At 52.0% G+C, this 16,864-nt stretch carries 21 protein-coding genes; 11 read left to right on the plus strand and 10 right to left on the minus strand.

From position 1 onward, the window contains the following. Positions 1-5: 5 nt before the first annotated feature. The gene (locus tag ACT6RZ_RS05940; protein ID WP_444701228.1) at positions 6-542 is read left to right on the plus strand and encodes a YggT family protein; all 537 of its coding nucleotides are present in this window, start codon (positions 6-8) and stop codon (positions 540-542) included. 49 nt (positions 543-591) lie between these two features. On the opposite strand, the gene rng is transcribed toward ACT6RZ_RS05940, so the two are convergent. Beyond that, positions 592-2,058: a ribonuclease G gene (rng, locus tag ACT6RZ_RS05945; protein WP_379057189.1), complete on the minus strand. Its 1,467-nt coding sequence runs from the start codon at positions 2,056-2,058 to the stop codon at positions 592-594. 52 nt (positions 2,059-2,110) lie between these two features. Beyond that, entirely contained in the window at positions 2,111-2,677 is a 567-nt protein-coding gene (locus ACT6RZ_RS05950) for a Maf family protein (protein ID WP_444701229.1), read from the minus strand. A 178-nt stretch (positions 2,678-2,855) separates the two neighbouring features. On the opposite strand from ACT6RZ_RS05950, the gene ACT6RZ_RS05955 reads away from it, so the two are divergent. From ACT6RZ_RS05955 to ACT6RZ_RS05995, 9 genes are all read left to right on the plus strand, one after another. Further along, positions 2,856-3,716 carry an ATP-binding protein gene (locus ACT6RZ_RS05955; protein WP_444701230.1) on the plus strand — a complete coding sequence of 287 codons (861 nt, stop codon included), beginning with the start codon at positions 2,856-2,858 and terminating at the stop codon, positions 3,714-3,716. A gap of 3 nt (positions 3,717-3,719) precedes the next feature. Further along, the gene (locus ACT6RZ_RS05960) at positions 3,720-4,670 is read left to right on the plus strand and encodes a Nudix family hydrolase (protein ID WP_444701231.1); all 951 of its coding nucleotides are present in this window, start codon (positions 3,720-3,722) and stop codon (positions 4,668-4,670) included. Between the two features lie 128 nt (positions 4,671-4,798). Then, positions 4,799-5,260 carry a hypothetical protein gene (locus tag ACT6RZ_RS05965; protein WP_444701232.1) on the plus strand — a complete coding sequence of 154 codons (462 nt, stop codon included), beginning with the start codon at positions 4,799-4,801 and terminating at the stop codon, positions 5,258-5,260. Between the two features lie 238 nt (positions 5,261-5,498). Continuing rightward, a complete protein-coding gene (locus tag ACT6RZ_RS05970) occupies positions 5,499-6,008 on the plus strand; it encodes a hypothetical protein (protein ID WP_444701233.1) in 510 nt (169 codons plus the stop codon). A 56-nt stretch (positions 6,009-6,064) separates the two neighbouring features. Beyond that, positions 6,065-6,655 (plus strand): hypothetical protein, encoded by a 591-nt coding sequence (locus tag ACT6RZ_RS05975; protein ID WP_444701234.1) that lies wholly within the window; start codon positions 6,065-6,067, stop codon positions 6,653-6,655. 62 nt (positions 6,656-6,717) lie between these two features. Further along, the gene (locus ACT6RZ_RS05980) at positions 6,718-7,218 is read left to right on the plus strand and encodes a hypothetical protein (RefSeq protein WP_444701235.1); all 501 of its coding nucleotides are present in this window, start codon (positions 6,718-6,720) and stop codon (positions 7,216-7,218) included. Positions 7,219-7,272: 54 nt separating this feature from the next. Then, the gene (locus ACT6RZ_RS05985) at positions 7,273-7,653 is read left to right on the plus strand and encodes a septal ring lytic transglycosylase RlpA family protein (protein ID WP_444701236.1); all 381 of its coding nucleotides are present in this window, start codon (positions 7,273-7,275) and stop codon (positions 7,651-7,653) included. Between the two features lie 191 nt (positions 7,654-7,844). Continuing rightward, a complete protein-coding gene (locus tag ACT6RZ_RS05990) occupies positions 7,845-8,195 on the plus strand; it encodes a hypothetical protein (protein ID WP_444701237.1) in 351 nt (116 codons plus the stop codon). Positions 8,196-8,228: 33 nt separating this feature from the next. Beyond that, positions 8,229-8,453: a VF530 family protein gene (locus tag ACT6RZ_RS05995; protein WP_444701238.1), complete on the plus strand. Its 225-nt coding sequence runs from the start codon at positions 8,229-8,231 to the stop codon at positions 8,451-8,453. 17 nt (positions 8,454-8,470) lie between these two features. Here the strand turns inward: ACT6RZ_RS05995 and ACT6RZ_RS06000 are convergent, their stop codons facing one another. The 8 genes from ACT6RZ_RS06000 to ACT6RZ_RS06035 form a co-directional block, all read right to left on the minus strand. Then, entirely contained in the window at positions 8,471-9,403 is a 933-nt protein-coding gene (locus ACT6RZ_RS06000) for an alpha/beta hydrolase (protein WP_444701239.1), read from the minus strand. A 214-nt stretch (positions 9,404-9,617) separates the two neighbouring features. Continuing rightward, on the minus strand, positions 9,618-11,441 hold the full coding sequence (locus ACT6RZ_RS06005; RefSeq protein ID WP_444701240.1) for an EAL domain-containing protein: 1,824 nt from the start codon (positions 11,439-11,441) through the stop codon (positions 9,618-9,620). A 3-nt stretch (positions 11,442-11,444) separates the two neighbouring features. Beyond that, a complete protein-coding gene (locus tag ACT6RZ_RS06010; protein WP_444701241.1) occupies positions 11,445-12,998 on the minus strand; it encodes an HD-GYP domain-containing protein in 1,554 nt (517 codons plus the stop codon). Positions 12,999-13,187: 189 nt separating this feature from the next. After that, a complete protein-coding gene (locus ACT6RZ_RS06015) occupies positions 13,188-13,631 on the minus strand; it encodes a copper chaperone PCu(A)C (RefSeq protein ID WP_444701242.1) in 444 nt (147 codons plus the stop codon). A gap of 16 nt (positions 13,632-13,647) precedes the next feature. Beyond that, positions 13,648-13,836, minus strand: coding sequence for a DNA gyrase inhibitor YacG (locus ACT6RZ_RS06020; RefSeq protein WP_444701243.1), 189 nt, complete (start codon positions 13,834-13,836; stop codon positions 13,648-13,650). Next, the gene (zapD, locus tag ACT6RZ_RS06025) at positions 13,836-14,609 is read right to left on the minus strand and encodes a cell division protein ZapD (RefSeq protein WP_444701244.1); all 774 of its coding nucleotides are present in this window, start codon (positions 14,607-14,609) and stop codon (positions 13,836-13,838) included. Before zapD ends, ACT6RZ_RS06020 begins: the two co-directional genes overlap by 1 nt. Before the next feature lie 69 nt (positions 14,610-14,678). Further along, a complete protein-coding gene (coaE, locus tag ACT6RZ_RS06030; protein WP_444701245.1) occupies positions 14,679-15,281 on the minus strand; it encodes a dephospho-CoA kinase in 603 nt (200 codons plus the stop codon). A 10-nt stretch (positions 15,282-15,291) separates the two neighbouring features. Next, complete coding sequence (locus ACT6RZ_RS06035) at positions 15,292-16,164, minus strand: prepilin peptidase (protein ID WP_444701246.1); 873 nt, start codon at positions 16,162-16,164, stop codon at positions 15,292-15,294. A 211-nt stretch (positions 16,165-16,375) separates the two neighbouring features. Between ACT6RZ_RS06035 and ACT6RZ_RS06040 the strand changes: the two genes are divergently transcribed. After that, positions 16,376-16,804, plus strand: a complete 429-nt coding sequence (locus ACT6RZ_RS06040; protein ID WP_444701247.1) for a hypothetical protein — start codon at positions 16,376-16,378, stop codon at positions 16,802-16,804. The last annotated feature ends 60 nt before the right edge of the window (positions 16,805-16,864 follow it).

Here is a 16,864-nt window from a genome sequence, read left to right on the forward strand (position 1 = left end):
GTGAGATGACCGTATTTTTGCTGAAGACTGTATTCGGCATTTTGACGTTTTTACTGGTGTTACGTTTTCTGATGCAGTGGACACGCACCTCGTTTCAAAACCAGCTCGGGCAAATGACCATGGTGCTGACTGATTTTATGGTCAAACCGGCGCGCAAGCTGATACGCCCGGTCCGGCAATGGGATATGTCTACCCTGTTGCTCGCCTTCCTTGTGCAGCTGATCCTGTTTGCCCTGCTTTCACTACTCATGGGCTTGGGCGCTGCGCCGGTATTGTGGGTGTGGCAGGCGATCTTTGGCGTACTGGAGCAGATCGTTGATGTGTTTTTCTATGCCATTCTGCTGATGGCGATCTTGAGCTGGGTGAACCCTTACAGCCCGATTTATGGGGTGCTTAACCAGCTGACCGCGCCTATACTGGAGCCATTACGCCGGGTGCTGCCGCAGATTCAGGGGTTTGATTTTTCGGCGCTGGTTGCTTTGATCCTGCTGCAAATGGTCAGCCGTATCGTGTTGCCAGGGCTGGCTCACAGCATATTCTAAACCGGGCAGCCTGGGCGGCTGAGCTCTCGCCCAGGCCGATGCTGTAGCTTTACATCCAGACGATATCGAACTCTTCGCGCCCGTACTGGGTATCCGGGTGCAGCGTCACCGGCTTTTTAATAAAGTCCGATAGACTGGCCAGGCTTTGTGATTCTTCGTCGCCCAGCATATTGATCACTTCTGGCGATGCCAGTATCTTGAAGGCATTGGCACTCTTGAACTGCCTGGATTCACGCAACAGTTCACGCATGATCTCATAGCTGATGGTTTGCGCAGTTTTCAGCTCGCCGCGCCCCTGGCAGACCTTGCACGATTCACACAGCAGATGTGCCAGGCTTTCACGCGTGCGTTTTCGCGTCAGCTCGACCAGGCCCAGCGTAGAAAAACCATTGACGTTGATACGCGCCCGGTCCAGCGTCACCGCTTTGCGCAACTCTTCCAGCACCGCCTCGCGCTGCGCATCTTCGTCCATATCAATAAAATCGACAATGATGATGCCGCCCAGGTTGCGCAGGCGCAGCTGGCGGGCAATGGTTTGGGCGGCTTCAAGATTGGTTTTGAAAATGGTGTCAGACAGGTTTTTGCCGCTGACGAAACTGCCGGTATTCACATCCACCGTGGTTAAGGCTTCGGTCTGGTCAAAGATCAGATAGCCGCCAGATTTAAGCTCGACTTTGCGTGACAGTGCCTTTTCGATCTCGTTTTCAATATCATAAAACTCGAATAAGGAGCGCTCACCCTTGTAATGTGTGAGCGGCTTGACGGCGTGAGAGACATACAATTCGGCAAACTCTTTCAGCCGCTCGAACATTTCCCGCGAATCGACCCGGATATTGGTGGTTTCCTTGCACACGACGTCGCGCAAGATGCGGCGTGGCAGGCTCAGGTCATAGAAGATCAGCGAACGTTCGCCCACCGTGGTGCTCTCGGTCTGGATCTTGCTCCAAACCTTGCGCAGGTATTCTATGTCGGCCAGCAACTCTTCATCAGTGGCGTTTTCTGACATGGTGCGTATGATGTATCCGCCTTCGCGCTGCTCTGGCAGCAAGCCCAGCAAACGGTTACGCAAGAACTCGCGTTCTTCCTCTATATCTATGCGTTGCGAGACACCTATATGTTTCTGGTAAGGTAAATAGACCAGAAAACGGCCGGCGATACTGATCTCAGTCGTCAGGCGTGCACCCTTGGTGCCTATCGCCTCCTTGATCACCTGCACGATGATGGATTGGCCTTCATGCAGCACTTCCTGGATAGGCCGGTCGGTTTTGATGTCGCCTTCTTCGGCATGGCATTCCATGATATCCGCAGCATGTAAAAAGGCCGCGCGCGGCAGGCCTATCTCAACAAATGCAGACTGCATGCCCGGCAACACGCGCACCACAGTGCCGCGATAAATGTTACCGACTATGCCCAGTGAAGATGCCCGCTCTATATGCAGTTCCTGGACCACACCCTGTTCCAGGATCGCCACGCGCGTCTCCTGCGGCGTGACGTTGATTAGTACTTCCTGCGCCAATGACATTTTGCTTTACCCGATCCCAAACCGTTGCCGTTTTTTTCCCCAGAGTTTACCACGCGTGCAACAACTGCGCCGTTTCATGCAAAGGCAAGCCCATCACCCCGCTGTAACTACCGTCTATACGCGCTATCCAGGCGCCCGCGCGCCCCTGTATTCCATAGGCACCGGCTTTGTCCATCGGTTCACCCGAGGCGATATAATCCTGTAAAACATGGCCGGGGACCTGCATCATCTCCACCTGTGTCGTGCTCAATAGACACTGCACCTCTCCGCCCTGGTAAACGGCCACCGCCGTATGCACCAGATGCAGGCTGCCGCTCAGGCGTGACAACATCGCCATCGCCTCCGCCGCATCGGCTGGTTTGCCCAAAATCTCCTGCCCCAGCGCCACCGTGGTATCCGCAGCCAGGATAGGCAAGCCGCGACCGGCATGGGTGGCGGCTATCACCAGTGCCTTGGCTTTTGCCAGGCGTTGCACATACAGCGCCGGGTCTTCGCCTGCCAGGGCGGACTCATCAATATCCGCCGGAGCTATCTCGCATTGCACACCGAGTTGCGCCAGTAGCTCTACGCGGCGCGGGCTGCGCGATGCCAGAATGATTTTCTTATGTTGCATAGTCTATAACCTGTAGCGATTTAAAACGTGATTTGTACCAGTGCTACAAGTTAACACAAACGCGCCCGCTTTTGCGCTGCGGCCTTTTGCAGGGTCACAGCCATGCTGACGCTGACAGCCGGTTGCGGCATTGTGTACAATAGCCGCTCACCTCACACCATGACCCAAGAAAATCCGCATGAACTCGATAGAACACCTGCTACAGCGCGCCGAACAGTTGATCACGCGCCTGGAAACCCTGCTGCCCGCACCGTTGGCCGAGCCAAACTGGCAAGTCACCGCCTGGCGCTGGGTCAAACACGGCGCGCAAGGCCAACTGCAAGCGGTAGAACATCCGCATACGGTTGCACTGGCAGATATCCGCTTTATCGACAGACAAAAAGCGGAAGTGGTGCGCAACACCAAACAGTTCCTCCAAGGCCTGCCTGCTAACCACGTGCTGCTGACCGGCGCGCGTGGCACCGGCAAATCCTCACTGGTCAAAGCGCTGTTGAATGGCTACGCAGAAATTGGTTTAAGGTTGATCGAAGTCGATAAACAGGATCTGACCGACCTGCCGCAGATCACGCAACTGATCAGGAACCGCCCGGAAAAATTCATCATCTTCTGTGATGACCTCACCTTTGAAGCCAATGACACCGGCTACAAAGCCCTGAAGGTGATTCTGGATGGCTCGATTGAGAATGCTTCGTCGAATTTATTGGTTTACGCCACTTCCAACCGCAAAAACCTGATGCCGGAATACATGGCCGATAACCAGCCGGTACTGGAAAAAACCGGCGAGATACGCCCCAACGATACCATTGATGAAAAAACCTCACTGGCCGAACGCTTTGGCCTGTGGCTATCTTTCTACAGTTTTGACCAGGATGAATACCTGAATATTGCCGAACACTGGCTCAACACCTTTAATGTCAGCATGGATGACACCGCCCGCCATGCTGCCCTGCAGTTTTACCACACCCGCGGCGCCCGCAGCGGCCGCGTCGCTTACCAGTTTGCCAAGGATTACGCCGGCAAACTGCAACTGAAATCCTGAGCCATGACAAAACTAGTCCAGGTCGCGGTCGCCATCCTGATACGACCCAACGGTGAATACCTGCTCGCCAGCCGCCCGCAAGGCAAAGGCTGGGCCGGCTGGTGGGAGTTCCCCGGTGGCAAGATAGAAGCCGGCGAAAGCCCAGAACACGCCTTGATCCGCGAATCGCAGGAAGAATTAGGCATCACCCCTACGCAGATACAACCCTGGATCAAACGGCGTTATGACTACCCCGCCACGCATGATGCCGAAGCCAAAACCGTGTTGCTGCATTTCTTTTTTGTCAGCGCATGGCAGGGTGAATTACAAGCACGTGAAGGCCAGCAGTTTGCCTGGCAACATCCGCAAAAGTTGAATGTCAGCCCGGTGCTGCCTGCCAATGCCCCTATCATGCAGGCGCTGTCATTACCCCCGGTCTACGCCATCAGCAATGTGCAGGAGATGGGCGAACCCGCATTCCTGCAGGCGCTCAAGCAGCAACTGGAGCTAGGCCTGCAACTGCTGCAGATACGCGAGCCCGATCTTGGCCAGCATGCGCTGGCCCAGTTAAGCGCAAAAGTGTTATCCCTCTGTGCAGCTTACGATTGCCGCTGCCTGCTGAATGGCAGCCCGGAACTAGCCACGCAACTCGGCTACCATGGCGTGCACCTGAACAGCCAGCGCCTGATGGCGATGACGACCAGACCAGACAATCTTCTGGTTGGCGCCTCCTGCCATGATCTTGAGCAACTGCAACAAGCCCAGCATCTGCAACTAGACTTCGCCCTGCTGTCGCCAGTGTTGCCTACAGCTAGCCACCCGGGCGCCAATAACCTTGGTTGGGAAAAGTTTGCTGATCTGCTGAGTGGATTGGAAATCCCGGTCTATGGGCTGGGTGGCATGCGTCCTCAACACCTGCCACAAGCACTAGCCAGTGGCGCGCGTGGTATTGCCATGCAAAGAGCCTGCTGGTAAATCGCAACGCGGTATCCCAACTGATCTCAACCTGCTTGATCAAGTTGTTTGACGCTTTTAAATTTATATTTTAGGATGCATTAAAATTTAAAAACATTTATAAAAATTAAATAAGCGATCACGCGACCATGAAAGCTATCATTACCATCCTCTTATTCACCGTCGTCTGCGGGCAAGCTTTTTCCCAACAGAACACTGAATGCACTACTCCGGAACAAGCCGCCCAAGCGCAGGCGCAGATGGAGACTTCGCTCAAATCAATCAAAGAAGCACAGCGCCAGCGCGAGGCCGAACTCGATAAGGATGTGCAAACAACGGCAAAGAGGCTGGGCTGGAACAGCCAAGCCCAGGCCAAGTTCTTTACCGATATGCTTGCTTCACCTGAGTTCGCGGCATTCGAAACCGAGAAGCGCCCTCTGACGAGTGAGATTATGGGCATAGTGACTGCAGCTAATCAGCAGAATACGCCCTCCACACCGGCAGCCTCATGCCAGGTGGCGAATCAGCTCAACGCGATTGTTGAAAAGGTCAAAGAGATCAATGCCAGACAGTACGACTTCATGTCTGGCAAGATCACGAAAGCACAGTAGCCGGTTCGCGAGACCTAAGCCATCATGCAAGCGGGTGCGCTCAATTACACGGTTAAAATCATAAGCTAGCACTTATTGTGAAAGGTTTAGTGTGTATCGAAACATTCTGTTAATAACCCCAAAACAACCCGCGACGGTGAAGAGATTTGCCGTGATGGACTCATCTTGTGTCAATGACTAGCCGAGTACTTTTTCGCAGACGCGTCCGTTTATTCAAACTCGATAGGCAAAAATAATCATGCGATTGATGTTAATTTTTCTGGTTTTGCTTTTATCCAGCTGCGCTACCACACTGGAAACTGTGTATATTCCAGCTGAAAATGCAGGATGGAAACAAGGCTATGGTGTCAATAAACCTGGTGTGACATTAATTGAATACATCCCGGCTAACGAATCGATAGAGAACTGGTCGCGCATTTTTACGATCCAGTTTTTACAAGGCATGCGTGAATCAACAAGCACTACGGCTAAAACCCTACGCTCTATCATGCTTAAAAATTGCCCAAACACGCAATGGGAGGTGATTACTGAGGAAAGTTTATCAGTGACTTATGAGCGCAAGACGCTTGCTTGCAAAGGTGGCGATGAGTATGAGATTGCGCGGCTGCTAAAAGGAAACGATGGTATTCACCGTATCTCATACACCGCAAAAAACCCTATCCCGGAAGCGGAAAGAAATAAATGGTTAAAAGCGTTAGCTGAGGCATATGTCGAAAAAGGTGGTCAACGCGTGATTGTTAATCCCTGATCCATCATCAAACAAGACGCTTGAGTGACCTTTTAATCAAGCGCGGAGCATACGCCATGAAAAGAAAATCCCTACGCGTCATCAACGTTTTGATGCTCGGGTTAAGCACTGTCGTTAGCGCCGCACCGCCACCCAAAGCCATGCCAGTAAGCCCTGGCCAGAATTTCAAAGGCGGCTATATCAATGTCACCGCTCCAAACTCTGATGGCTGGCATCTTTTGCAATCTTCTGGACTTGGAATGGGGTTTGCCAAAGGTGGACTGGATACAGATGAAAGCTTTGGTGCCCAAATCCACATGTTTAAGCTCTCGCCGACTAATACACCTGAAGAATTCGAAATACTGATAAAAAAATCGGTAGAAAAAGATACCGAGCTACCTCGTTTTAGCGTGCAGCAAGCGTCTTTTACATATTCAAATGAGAGAGCTTATCCATGTGTAAGATACCACTCGCTAGTCCAGGACAATGCCCCACAAGGATCAAAAGGCCCTTTGCTACTTGAGGCACAAGGTCTCTATTGCAGACATCCGATACAACGCGAAACTGGATTTGCTATTATTTATTCACATCGTGGAGAAAAGCAGTATGCTGAACTTCATGTCGAAGCAGAGAATTTCATACAGAATATTCAAGTGCCAGAAAAGTGAATATCTGACATCTATTAAGCGGGTCACCTGACCACTCAACTGTCAGACCATAAAAACTAACCATGCCCATCACCCCCTTTCACTTTGGCCCTGGTGCAGCGATTCATGCTGTTGCACCCAGGCACGTCAGTTTTCTGGCTTTTTGCGCTGCCAATGTCCTAATCGATATTGAGCCGCTTTATTACATGCTGACACGGCAATATCCGCTACACAGGTTTTTTCATACTTACATAGGCGCCAGTATCATCGCGCTGGCGACCGTGCTTATTTTCTTGGCTGCCTTAAAGCTGGCTTCACGTTTCAGCTTACCGAATTTATTTCAATGGCAAAGCTTAAACTCGCGCGCTATCTGGCTAAGTGCAGCCCTAGGCAGCTACTCTCACATCGTGTTCGATAGCGTTATGCACGCTGACATTACCCCGCTATACCCATTCAGTGAGACGAATGTGCTTTATCAGCTGATCCCGCTCGGCACACTGCATCTTTTTTGTATATTTGCTGCTATTCTGGGTTTGCTTATACTTGGCATTCGTCAGTGGTTTAAGATTGTGCGTAAAGACTGAACCAGCATTGCATCACATTTGTAATCAAAACATAAACTCAAGCAGGGGTTAAAGTTGACAAGATATTTTTTAATTTGTATCGCTTTTGTTATTAGCGGATGTGGCACCATCAGTCCAAGGTCCGATGCCAAAAACTGGGCTGGATACAAGGAAAGTGGAAAGGCGTCATATTACGCCAACAGTCACCAGTCAAAAAAGACTGCAAGTGGTGAGCTATATAAACAGGAGCTTAAAACAGGTGCTCATAAAGTATTGCCATTTGGTTCTCTGGTTAAAGTGACTAACGTTGATAATGCTAAAACGGTGATTGTCAAAATCAATGATCGTGGTCCATTTGTAAAGGGACGGGTAATTGATCTTTCAAAGTCTGCATTCAGCGAGATAAGCAGCATTTCAAACGGTGTTATTGATGTGCAAATTGAGGTTATCGAATAATACCTGACTGCGTCCTTAGGTCTCCCATCACTCAAGGACTCACCAGCACTCTACTGCCCTCACAGGCAGTTTTTATGATGTATTGGTGAGATATGCGTACGACAGTGAACGACGAAAGATGAGTCAGGCTGGCATTCAGATAAGTACAACTGCTTAAAGCCAGCCTCTTAGCTTTAGGCTACAATTCTTGCATGTACGAACAAAAAATCAAACCGCCTATTCCACGCAAACTGTTCGTGAAGCGCGTTGCACTGCATGCGCTTGCAGCTGTGGCTTTGTTGCTACTTTCGCTGGCGATAGGGATGGCAGGATATATGTATTTTGAAGACCTAGCGTGGCGCGATGCCTTTTTAAACTCCGCCATGTTGATGGGTGGGATGGGGCCAGTGGATGCGCCGAAAACTGATCATGGAAAGCTGTTTGCCGGGCTATATGCACTCTATGCTGGGCTAATATTTATCGTCTCTGTTGGCTTGGTTCTAACCCCGGTTGTGCATCGACTGATGCACAAATTTCACTGGCAGGAAGATCGCCAGGCTTAATCACATACATGCATTGCATTCACCCATTTCAAAATGACTACATCAAACCCCGAACAGCCTAATAACCCATTACACGGCGTGACGCTAGAGATTGTCGTGACCAGGCTCGCTGACCACTATGGCTGGGAAAAGCTGGGCGATAAAATCAATATTAATTGTTTCAAGAATGACCCATCGGTGAAATCCAGCCTCAAGTTCTTGCGCAAAACGCCCTGGGCCAGGGAGCAGGTGGAGAACCTGTATCTTGCTACGTTCTAGGCTATGCGGCCACAGCTTTAATGCTGTTTTATAAATGCTGTGATCGTCTCTAGCATGCGTTGGTCACGCAGAGGCTTTGCCAGTTTGGCCGCCATATCGATATGGCCATAATCCGCAAACTCGGCTACTTCAACCGGGCCGCCTGCAGCCTTGATTTTAGCTGCCAGGTTGTAGGTGTTTCTGGGCCAGACGGTGCCATCTTTGTTACCGACCATCAGCAGCATGGGCGGGTTGTGGCCGGTGACAAAATTAATGGGTTGCGATTTAGCGCGCTGGTCTTCCGCACCAAAAATCGTTTTCAATCGCTCACTTTTAAGCGGCAGGAAATCATACGGGCCGGCCAGGCCTATCATGCCGGCAAAATCTCCCGGTTTGCTGGCCTGTTGGGCGAGAAATTCCGGGTCCAGCACCAGCATGGCGGCGATATGCGCACCGGCGGAATGGCCAGCCAGGAACACACGCTCGGGGTCGCCGCCAAATTCGGCTGCATGCAGTTTGACCCATTTGGCGGCTTTGGCCGGGTCTTGCATAAAGCCAGGGAAGCGCACTTCAGGGTAAACGCGATAATCGGGTATCACAGCGATAAAGCCCTGGCTGGTCATGGCCTCGCCTATGAATTTGTAGCTGCCGCGATTGCCGGAATCCCAGCTACCTCCGTAAAAAAACACTACCACCGGCAGGCCTTTGTTCGTGGTCTGGCGGGTAGTTTCGGTTTTGTCTTGCAACTCAAGACTGGTCGCTAACTGAGGGTTGGGCGTGTAGATATCCAGTGTCTGCCGGGGTAATTCGCCATAGGCGACGCCGCTGCTTAGCCTGTAGGCCTTATCAGAGATCACCGCATTGAGTATATTCACCGGCGAACAGGCGCTAGTCAGCAAACCCATGACGATCAACGCGCTGGTGTAAAAACGGGCAGGAATGAGAGACAAGGCCGCATGGAAATCAGGCATATATTATTGTTAGTATCAGCAACAAGGTGATTGGGATAATGATTCACGCATAAGCAGGATCACACAGATATGAGCCTTAAAGCATGGAAAGATTCATTTCAGTTGCGGATGCTGTGCTGCATGAGCAGACGCGGCCGACTGCCTGCCGAGCAGAATAGTTATTTTGCTGTTTGCCTTGATGCTTCTAAAGCATGCGCTGGGTGGCGGCGACGTTTTATGCAGTCGCCTGCTGGCTTATCGCAAGGTCTTGCTCAGCGGCTGTTTGCCCCTGCTCTACCCATGCCAAGAACTGCTCGAATGGCAAAGGCCGGGCAAAGTAATATCCTTGAATCTTCTCGCATTGCAGTGACGCGATGATAGCCCGGCAATCGGCATCTTCTACGCCTTCGGCCACCACTTTTTTACCCAGACCGTGTGCCATGGTGATGATGCCCTGGACGATGGCGCGGTCTTGTGCCGAATGCGCGACGTTGCGGACGAAGGATTGATCTATCTTCACCAGGTCTATAGGCAGGTTACGCAGGCGTGACATGGAGGAATAACCAGTGCCAAAATCATCCAGCGCCATACGGCAACCCATGCTGGTAAATTCGCGCATGATTTCGACCGCGGTATCTTCATCCACCAGCAAGCCATTCTCGGTGATCTCCAGTGTGAAAATACTGGCTTCCACATCCCACAGTTTTAATGCCTGAGCCAGCAAATAAGGCAGCTCGCGGTTGATCAGGTCGTCGGCCGTCAGGTTGATGGAAAGAAAGATAGGTCGCTGTATCTTCTGTTTGATGGTGCTGGCCAGGCGGCATGAGGTATTGATCAGCCAGCGGATAAACATATTGCCCAGGCCTTGTTGATACAGCACCTCTATCACCACAGGCGGCGGGATGAACTCACCCTGGGCATTGCGGCAGCGCAACAATGCCTCGGCACCCATGCATAGCCCGGTGTGGGTATCCACGATAGGCTGTAAATATAAGGCCATGCGGTCATTCTCGAACGCTTCGAGTACATCCTGCCGCAGTTGCGCGCTGGCATCGGCATGCAGGCTCAATGCTTCTGAATAAGTGGCAAAAGCCTGATAGGTAGTATCCGCGTGTTCCAGCGCCAGGCGTGCCTGCGCAAGCATATCGTCGGCTTTTTTGTGTGTCGCATCGCGGCACACGCCGCCTATCACCGGGCTCACAGAAAACAGCTGGTGATTGACATTGACGGTGAATTCAAATGGCCGGCGCAGCTTGGCCGAGAGCAGATCCAGCTTCACGTTATGGTCTAACTGCGGCGACAACACGGCAAACTCGTAGGAATCCAGATGAAACAGGCTATGGTCTTTGGGCAGGCTTTGTTGCAGACGCTTGATGATTTCAACCGCGACTTCTGGCATGCGATGCCTATGACCATCGAGCATGGTAGAACTCAGCTTAAAGCTGATCAGCAGCAGACCCGCTTCAGCCTGGCTAAAGATCAGTAACTGTTGCAGTTGCTCTATCAGCATGCGCCCGTTAGGCAAGTGACTATGCTGATGATGGCGTCTGGCGAATTCGAGGGCGGTATGGTCGTACCTGGCGGCTGACTCTATCAGCAAATGCGCAATGCAATGCTGCAGCGCGCGCGTTTTAGTGGGTGAAACCCATGGCAATAACCATTGCGATACCGCGATGGCACTTAACAAGGTATCCACTGCAGTGATAGAAACACCTTCTGCATACAGATCGACCCAGACCACAGCCATATCGTTGATGGCCTCGGCAAAGCCATCCCAGTCATGGCGCAGGCCCAGTTGCTGCAGCGCGTGCATGTATTGCTGCACCAGCGCGGCATCGGCCTGTGGCTCACTCATCAAATGCGAGTGTATCTGCGTGAGTTTCGCCGGCTGCAATTGCAGCGGCCTGCGGGTGACATGGTCAGGTTTCAAGCCGAACTGCAACAAGCGGGCTGCCAGGGCATCAGCGGCCAGGGGCTGGTAACGCCGGAATGAGCGTTTCAGCAATGGCTTGCTAGTCTCCAGCCGTTCGCTGCGCTCGCTGTGCGGGATATATTGCATGGCTTAATCGTAATAATGCGCCGGGTTCAGCCCGTAACAATCCGGGGGCAAACCGCGCACTATCCTGTATGCATCACCAGTCGGCGTCAGCGGGCCCTGGATCAGGTCCAGGGTGACCGGCGATCTCATGCGTATTTTCTGTGTATCCAGCAAGATCATCACGCGCGGTTGCAAACGCCTTATCTGGTTTTGCTGGATGACGACTGCGACTTCGCCGCTATTCAGCTCTACCAGCGAGCTGACCGGGTAAATCCCAAAAAACTGGATCAGCTGGTCTATCAATGATGCACTGAATTTCTGGTCTTTGGTGGTGTAAAGATGTTCCAGCACCTGGTGGCTGAACATGCCTTTGGCATAGGGCTTATCGCTGGTCATGGCGCAATAGGTATCCATGATGCCGGCGATCTGCCCCAGCAATGAGATTGCGCCGCCCTGCAACTGATTGGGGTAGCCGCTGCCATCAAAACGTTCATGGTGTTCGGCCACCACCTGCATCACATCGGGGCTGATATCGGTATTGGAACGCAAGGTGTCCAGGCTGGCCTGCACATGCTGCATGACCAGCACGAACTCGCTTTCTTCCAGCCGGCCCGGCTTCTGCAGGATCTCGGCAGGAATCTGGATCTTGCCCAGATCCTGAAACAAACCCGCCATGCCCAGGTCTTTGACCTGCTTTCTTGGTAGCGAGAGAAAATGTCCGAAAGCCATCATATTGATGCTGACATACAACGCCTTGTTATAGGCATAATCATCGGTTTGCCGCAGGCGAGAAAGCCAAAGCAGCGCATCCGGGTTGCGCTCTATGCTTTGCAGCATATTATCGAGTGACTGGCTGACGTGCACCAGGTCGACATTGGTGCCTAGAGCGATCTTTTCAAACACATCGCGCGTATCTGCCTCTGTTTTGGCAAACTGCGGGTACACTTCGACGATCTCCAGCTCGACCGGGATATTTTCCGTGACCGTTTGTGGCTGGGCAGCGGCAGTTTTTTGCAGTTTGATCAGGTCGCTATCCGCATTCTTCTTCTGCGGCGTGCTTAAACCGTAAAGCCAGTCATACAGACGGTTCCAGAACGACACCGAGGCCTGCTGATAATGTTTTTGCGGCGTTTGCGCCGGAGCAGGCCTGGCTGCGACGGGCGTGTCTGCCGCTGCCGCTGTTGCTGACTGCGCTTGCGCATAGTGCACATCGACCTTGGGCGGCGGCTTGCCTTGGCGCAGGGCGTGTACGACTTTTAAAAAACCATTGGCAGCTGCCGGAGTGCGGCTGTGGATGACGCTAGCTGAGCGCTCGCCCGGCTTGCTGGCAGAGGCAGTGCGCGAAACACCGGTGGTTTTTTCACGTTTTAGTGGCACAAAGTGTCCGCCGGTAGACATATTCCTGTCTACCATGACTTCACGGCATAGCGTACGCAACTCGCTCAGTTGCGTTTCATTCTCTATCAGGAAACCCTGCAAGATAAATGGACTATCCAGCCATGGAATGTCTAATTCAGCGACAAACATACCGAGCGCCAGTTCTCCGGTACGCATACGCTGTAATGCGTTGGTTGTCATTGCACTATAACCTGTTATTCAATTTATCACCTATCATCAATAGACGTGCATCCTGAGATGCCAGGTCTGCATACTGATAACGGCTGGCAGGTGGGCAAGTTGAGTAGAGTCAGGGAAAAGTTATGTTAACCGCAGCGCTGACTTTTTGCAGGCTGCTGGATTGAAATGCTTTGGAACGCAGGGATAAAGCTAATTGACCGCTTTGACTGGCAGGCTGACGAATTGCTCGTGTATCTTGCCGGATTCATCTTTAAAACACAGGCGGAATCGGATCTGCTCACCCACTTTAAACGGGCTGGGCAGTTCAAACAGCATCAGGTGCAAGCCACCTGGCGCCAGTTTCACCGGTTTATTGGCTGTGATTGGCAGCGCTTCGACATGGCGCATCTTCATCACGCCATTCTGCATGCTCATGCTATGCAGTTCAGTGCTGCCGGCGCGCGCAGTTTCCACATACACCAGCTGCACATTCTCACGACTGCTCAGGGTGAGATAGGCGGCCACTACACTTTGGCCGGGGTTGGAAGCGCGTACCCAGGCATCGCTGATGGTGACATCGGCCCTGGCCAGGTTGATGCCTAGCAGCAAGCCCAACAGCAGTTTGCCCACAACATCGGCTGTCGCTTTTATCATAGCTGGCGGTTGCTGGTCACTCGGGTTCGTTAAGGTCTGGCGGCGTTGCATCAGGTATCCTGAATTTCTCGGTGGCCCAGTCGCCCAGGTCCATCAATTTGCAACGCTCACTGCAGAATGGCCGGTAGGCATTGGCGGTGGAATACTCTACCAGTTCGCCACAGCCCGGACACGCCACCTGGCGCGGTTTTAACGTTGTTTGCATTAATTGTGCCCCGGGCCGGTAAAGTTACAGATGATCATCTTGAACGGGATATCCTGCTCGCAGGCTTTGGGTCTTTGTACAAAATCAAGTTTTTGAAAGCGGATATTGATCGCGTATTTATTGGCACTCACCTCAGGGAAGCACTCATCGTGGCTGATCTCTATCCGCAATAATTGCGCCGGTTTATGGCCGGATAATTGTTGCTGGTAAGCGCCTTTGTGTGCCACCAGCGACAGCACCTGGCCGCTGCCACGTAACAGCTGCAGTATCATGCGTATGGCTTCGTACATGGGCATCAAACGCGTCAGCCATTGGCTAAAGTCAGTTCTGCGGCGCTCTACTGTTAAATACAGCCAGTGACGGTAGGAAGGCAGATCAAATTCACACACGCCACCAGGGATGCCGGCACGTTGCTTCACGCTCATCAACCAGTCATTATCGCGCAGTGACTGGCCAAGCTTCTGGTGATCAGAGCGCAATGAAGTGGCGCAACGGTCCAGACTGGAAAGCGTATCGCCCAATGCATTCTGATCGATATTCGGATTGCCCTGCAAGAATGAAAGCTGGACTTTATGCCGGTCCAGTTCCTGCAACAGATCGACTTTCAGATCGCCCCTATCGATCAGGTCCAGGATCTGTAGCAGCGTCAGCAGCGCCACATGATGATTCACCTCATGGCCTACTTCAATGTGGTGCAGCATCTTTACAAACAGATCTTCCAGGCGGAGATATGTTCTGATGCGCTCGTTAAATGGAAACTCGTAGCTCGACACGGCAGCCTTTTCTGTCAGCTGATACTTGAAAAGTATGCAATAAAAGCCTGATTATGAAACCCTTTTTACTCACTGGCAAGTTTTTGAGAAAATTTGATGAAACTTAAGCACTTTTTCGTGCAAATCTGGCAAAGTTTGATCGTTTTCTATCACAGTATCCGCGATCGCCAGCCGATCCTCACGGCTACTTTGCGCGGCAATAATAGCGAGTGCCATCGCTTCCGATAAGGCGCTGCGCTGCATCACGCGCGCCAGTTGGGTCTCCTCACTGCAATCCACCACCAGCACATGGTCTATCATGGCCCAGTCATCACGGCTCTCTACCAGTAAAGGGATAGCCAGGATCACATAATCATACGCGGCATGTTGTGCGATCTGGCGTACCGCCTCTGCACGTATGGCCGGATGCATGATCTGGTTCAGCTTATCCAGCGCATCCGGGTCTGCAAACACTAGTTCTCGCAACCTGGCGCGATCTAACTGGCCGTTCTCCGCAAACATGCCGTCACCAAAGGTCTGTCGCACGGTCTGCATGGCCACACTATCGGGCGCACTCATGGCATGGGCGATGTCATCCAGGTCTACCACGGGCACGCCAAGCCCGGCAAAAGTTTTGCACACCTCGCTCTTGCCACTGCCTATGCCGCCGGTGACGGCTACCAATTTAGTCATCAGGCACCACTCAAGGCATCAGGTAAAAAGCGGCCAGGGTTTGCCCGTAAAACAAAGCAGCGATACCACCCAGCGCCAGAAACGGGCCAAACGGGATGGCGGTCTGGCGGGTCTTGCCTTTGAACAGGATCAAGCCTATGCCTATCACGCTGCCTACCACCGAACTGAGCAATATCACCGCTGGCAGCATTTGCCAGCCGAACCAGGCACCGATCGCGGCCAGCAGTTTAAAATCGCCGTAACCCATACCCTCTTTGCCGGTGACCAGTTTGAACAGCCAGTAGACAGCCCATAACACCAGATAGCCAGCCATGGCGCCCACTACCGCAGAAGTGATATCAGTGAAACCGCTATTCAGGTTGATCAGCAAACCCAGCCATAGTAATGGCAAGGTAATATCATCCGGCAATAACTGGGTATCAAAATCAATAAAGGTCAACGCCACCAATGCGATGACGAATATCAGCGCGAACAAAGTCAACTGGCTATAGCCATATTGCACAGCCACCGCCAGTGACAATGCGCCGGTCAGTGCTTCTACCAGCGGATAACGGATGGAAATAGCTGCTTTGCAGGCTTTGCATCGGCCACGCAAAAACAGGTAGCTGATGACAGGGATATTTTCCAGCGCACCTATCATATGGCCACAGTGAGGACAGGAGGAACGCGGAACCACCAGGTTATATTTAGGTTGTTCCGGCACATCCTGGCCCTGTAGATCCAGGCAATTGGCATGCCATTCACGTTCCATCATTTTGGGCAGGCGGTGTATCACTACGTTGAGAAAACTGCCTACCAGCAGGCCCAGGACCAGGCATACGCCTTGCAGAAAATGTGGTTCAGTTTTTAATAAACTTAAAACAGGTTCAAGGAATTCTGTCATGATACCGATAACACTATTAAGGTTGCTGCATCATCTCATCGTTAATACAAGTAAGCAAGATTAAAAACCGCGCATACCGGGCAAAGCCTGTTGCAAAGCAGGAATGACAGGCTTGAAAACAGATTTAATGTCACCATTTATGTGTAAGATGAGAATCACACTGCAGTTTAGTGGCTTCGCATCTGAATCTTACTAGTGAAGGAAGTTGCCTATGTCTGATCAAATCAAATTCACGCCCCCTAGCGAAGTCGAGCTGGCCGAAGTCGAGCTGGGTCAGGTAGAACACCCGGCCTGGGATGAACCGGTGATCTGCCGCGTAGAAGTCGACCTGCCAGGATGGCTGGCAAACCTGACCGGACAATCACACTGGGAAGTCTACAGTGAAGAGGAAGAGGAAAATTGCGTCAGTTTTGCCATGCGCGCCGCGCACAAACATGGCTTGCCTACCATCGCCAGCCGCTCAGATCATACATTGCAGGCGCATGAATGGCAGGCGGAGGTGACGCTTTACCACAATGGCTATGCGGTGGTCGATGTGGATGGGGAATCGCTGTTTGATGGCGCCTTGACTAACGCAACCAATGAATGCGCAAGATTGAGTTATTACCACGTCAGTGGTGAACCGATCGCGCTTAACTAGTTGATTTTTAACTAGACTATCTTTAAAGCTAAGCCGCGCAGCATGCTTTGCAAAAATGCA

Source organism: Methylophilus sp., from assembly GCF_052437885.1.
Taxonomy (GTDB): domain Bacteria; phylum Pseudomonadota; class Gammaproteobacteria; order Burkholderiales; family Methylophilaceae; genus Methylophilus.